The following is a 4,040-nucleotide window of genomic DNA, read 5'->3' as shown; positions in this document are numbered from 1 at the left end:
CAAAGTATAGTTCTATAAAATTTTAATTTTCTGCCACCGGGCAGAAGAAATGCTATAAAGAGCATTCACGAAGGAATATCGGTAGGTCTGGAGAAATCCATGCAGATGTCCTTTTGTGGATGCTTTTTTTTGCCGTTGAAACTTTGCTGTCATTCCCTTGCTCGACAAGGGAATCTCTATGATAAATCTATTTCATGAGATTATCCGGTCAAGCCGGATAATGACAATTTATTGCAACTTTTCTCATTGGCTTTTTATAGGAGTATTTATGAAAAAAAATCTGATTGTCCCAAAGTTTTCTGTTCCTGAAAAGATTCTTTGGGCGGCATCCATAGTCGGTGTTACGGTTCTGTTCTGTCTTGTTCCGCAGAAAAATCCGCTTACGCTGATTGCAACGATTGTGGGCGTAACGTCGCTTCTTTTTATAGCAAAAGGACACATTTCAGGACCGTTTCTTCAGCTGGTTTTCTGTGTGCTTTACGCAATTGTCGCGCTCGGATTCAAATATTATGGCGAGGCGATAACTTATATGGGAATGTCATTTCCAAGCGACCTTTTTGCGGCGATTGTGTGGCTAAAAAATCCTTCCAAAAAAGGAAAGAGTGAAGTTCAAATGGCTCATCTTACTCCGAAAAAATCCGCAGTGGCAATTCTTGTAAGCACGGCAGCGACTGTCATTTTTTATTTTGTACTGAAAAAACTGAACACTGCGAATCTTGAAATCAGCACGGTCTCTGTTGCGACAAGCATGGCGGCAAGCGTTCTTACAATTATGAGGGTTCCTTACTATGCGCTTGCCTACACCTCGAACGACATCGTTCTGATTGTCATGTGGATTTTGGCGAGCATTGAAAACCATGTCTACATTCCGATGGTTTTCAACTTTGTGATTTTTCTGATAAACGACCTGTACGCTTTTTTCAGCTGGAAGAAACTGCGGACTATGCAGGAAAAGAACGAGACCCATGAAATAATTTCATAAGCAAAAAAAACGTTGGGCAGCCCGTAAAAATTTCCGCATGAGCCAAAAATGCGTTGGGCGACCCGTAAAAGTTTTCGCATGAGCAAAAAACATGTTGGGCAGCTCATAAAAGTTTCCGAACGAGCCAAAAACACGCTGGGCAGGCCGTAAAAGTTTTCGAACGAGCAGAAAATGCGCTGGGCGGCTCATAAAAATTTCCGCACGAGCAAAAAACATGTTGGGCAGCTCATAAAAGTTTTCGAACGAGCAGAAAATGCGCTGGGTGGCTCATAAAAATTTCCGCATGAGCCAAAAACACGCTGGGCAGGCCATAAAAGTTTTCGAACGAGCAGAAAATGCGCTGGGCAACGAATGAAATTATTTCATAATACCCTTAATTTCGAGTTTTATAATTTAATGTCATTATCGGGCTTGATTTTTCTGTCATTATCGGGCTTAACTCCTTGTCATTATCGGGCTATACCCTGTGATGTTTCTGAAAGAAACTCGATTGATAATCCCATGTAGATAGATTGCCGTGTCAAGCACGGCAATGACAAATTTACTGCCACTGGAATGATAAAAAAAACTATATTCCTGCGTCCGTTCATTGGAAAAAATACGGATGTTGCAAAGTTTTTTCAAATCAAGCAGAATGAGTTTTCCGTTTTCAATAATAAAATCATAAATGTCTTTCTGCGAGCTTCCCAAAATCAATGCGATTTTCAAAATAAAACTCCTTTTTAACATTGTGCTGATAAAACTCTAACACAATTATGAATATATTTATAAATGATTATACAGTTTTGGAGTTTTTAATTCTATTCAGTAAATATATTTACAAAAACATTGCCAAGATATATTATCTGCTCTAAAGGCAGGATTTACAAATGAAATCTATAAAAACCATTGTTCTTACATTTTGCATTTCACTCATAGCAGTTGCCAGCATCGGAATAATCAGCACATTGAAAGTTGGAATTGGAAAAATCCAAAAGTTCAGCACAGAAAGCGTAAGATCTGAGCGAATGAAAGGCTACGATGATTCTGTGAAATTTCAAATTCAAAATGCTATTTCAATTTTAAAGACCTTTTATGAAGAAGAGAAAAACGGAACTCTTTCGCATGAGCAGGCGCAAAAAGAAGCAATAAAAGTTATAAAAAATATCCGCTACGGAGACGATAGTTCCGGCTACTTTTGGATTGACGCAACTGACTGCACTCTCGTCGCCCATCCAATTCTTCCGCAGAACGAAGGTCAAAATCGAAAAAATCTTAAAGATAAAAACGGCGTAACAATAATTCAAAAAATTCTTAGCGTTGTAAATGCAAATGAAGAAGGCGGATTCAGTGAATTTTATTTTACAAAGTCGGACGGAATAACTGTCGCTCCAAAAAGAACATACTCAATGCTGTTCAAACCTTGGAACTGGATTGTAAGCAGCGGAAATTATTATGACGACATAAACGTAGAACTTCAGCAAATTGAAAATGAAGTTAAAACTCACTTTTCAAAACTTCTGCTTTATATTTTTGAAACAATGGCAGTTGTGCTGGTTGCCGCAATTTTTGTAAGCCTTTTCTTCTCCAAAAAATTTTCCAAGCCGATTGAAGAAACCGCACGCATTCTTGAAAAAATGGCGGCAGGAAATCTTACGCTCAGGCTTTCAACAGAAAAAGGAAAAAATGAAATCAGCAAAATGCGATGCAGCATAAACGCTTTCACAGAGTCCATAAACAAGATGGTCGCAGTTTCAAAGCAAAATATAATTTCACTAAGCAAAGTCGCAGAAAATCTGAACAAAAACAGTTCGGGAATTTCATCAGAGATAAAGCAGATTTCAGACAATTCATCGGAGCTTGCAGACCAAGCAAAAACGCAGCTAGACACAGTTTCGCTTACAGTCGGCACAATGGGAAAAATGAGTTCAATTACAAATCAGCTTTCTGCGGATTCAGAAGACGGAAAAAACAAAATAGAAAATGTAATCAAACTCATAGAATCAGTTTCTGCTGAATCAAAAAAACTTCTGGATACAAACAAAGTCATTGAGTCCGTTGCCCAGCAAACAAATCTTCTTGCCATGAATGCCGCAATTGAAGCCGCCCACGCTGGAGAAGCAGGAAAAGGTTTTGCCGTTGTCGCCGAAGAAATCCGCAAGCTTTCTGAAAGCACAACGGAACAGTCGCATTACATAAAGCAGACACTTTCTTCCGTAATTGAAAATATAATCGAAGTTACAAATGCGGCGAGCAGTGCCGGTCTTACTTTTGGTGAAATCGTAAATCAAATTTCAAGCGATGATTCTTTGATTACAGAAATTCGTTCTTCTATGGAAGAGCAGTCAATCGGAAGCAAGCAGATTGTAGATGCGCTTGGGAATATAAAGGAAACAACACATACTATAATTGAAAATTCAAAGCAAATGAATTCTGGAATTGAAAATGTTGTTGCCCAAGTAAAAGAACTTGAAAATGCCGCTAAAAATTTGTCTTCAAAAACTGACGAAATAAAAAAGTCCACACAAATAATAAATTCCAATGCGGACAAACTCATCGGCATGGCTTCTGAAAACAAAAAATTTGCAAAGGAACTTTCAACTCAGACAGAAAAATATATTGTGTAATTCAAACTAAAAAATTTATTCGCATATAAACTTCATACACTTTAATTGTGGTTGAAGTGTATGAAGTTTATATAAAAAAAAACACATTTATCTTGGAGTGTTTGCTTCCTCATACTCAACAACAATTTTGCCATCAATTTCTTCAATTTTATTTATGAAATATTTATCGTAGTTTGTAGCCATTCGTTCTTTACCGCTTATAACCATCATTCCATAATCCGCAATAAGCCAGTGGTCATAATCAGTCCAATTTGAAAACTCTTTTGTCATATCCTAAAATTATACATATTTAGCAAAGTAAATCAACGGCTATCTGGGGGGGGCGATAAAGGTGGTCCTGCGCAGTTCCTCTTGGCACTCAGAGAGGCGGCGCTTTATTGCCACGGCAAAAAAAGAGGCCTCCCGCATGTCGGGAGGCCTGTAGAAAAATAAAGAAGCCGGCCGCTACCTGC

At 38.2% G+C, this 4,040-nt stretch carries 3 protein-coding genes; 2 read left to right on the top strand and 1 reads right to left on the bottom strand.

Going from position 1 to position 4,040, the window contains the following annotated elements; genetic code table 11:
- Nucleotides 1-268: 268 nt before the first annotated feature.
- Complete coding sequence (gene pnuC, locus B4C08_RS09625; RefSeq protein WP_296664878.1) at nt 269-982, top strand: nicotinamide riboside transporter PnuC; 714 nt, start codon at nt 269-271, stop codon at nt 980-982.
- A gap of 869 nt (nt 983-1,851) precedes the next feature.
- On the top strand, nt 1,852-3,588 hold the full coding sequence (locus B4C08_RS09620; protein ID WP_296664876.1) for a methyl-accepting chemotaxis protein: 1,737 nt from the start codon (nt 1,852-1,854) through the stop codon (nt 3,586-3,588).
- Nucleotides 3,589-3,675: 87 nt separating this feature from the next.
- Here B4C08_RS09620 and B4C08_RS09615 read toward each other — a convergent pair whose 3' ends face one another.
- A complete protein-coding gene (locus B4C08_RS09615) occupies nt 3,676-3,858 on the bottom strand; it encodes a hypothetical protein (RefSeq protein WP_041611977.1) in 183 nt (60 codons plus the stop codon).
- Between the last annotated feature and the right edge of the window lie 182 nt (nt 3,859-4,040).

It is taken from the genome of Treponema sp. UBA753, assembly GCF_002297325.1.
GTDB lineage: Bacteria > Spirochaetota > Spirochaetia > Treponematales > Treponemataceae > Treponema_D.
The sequence above is the reverse complement of the archived record's forward strand: the minus strand, read 5'-3'. Positions and strand labels throughout refer to the sequence as shown.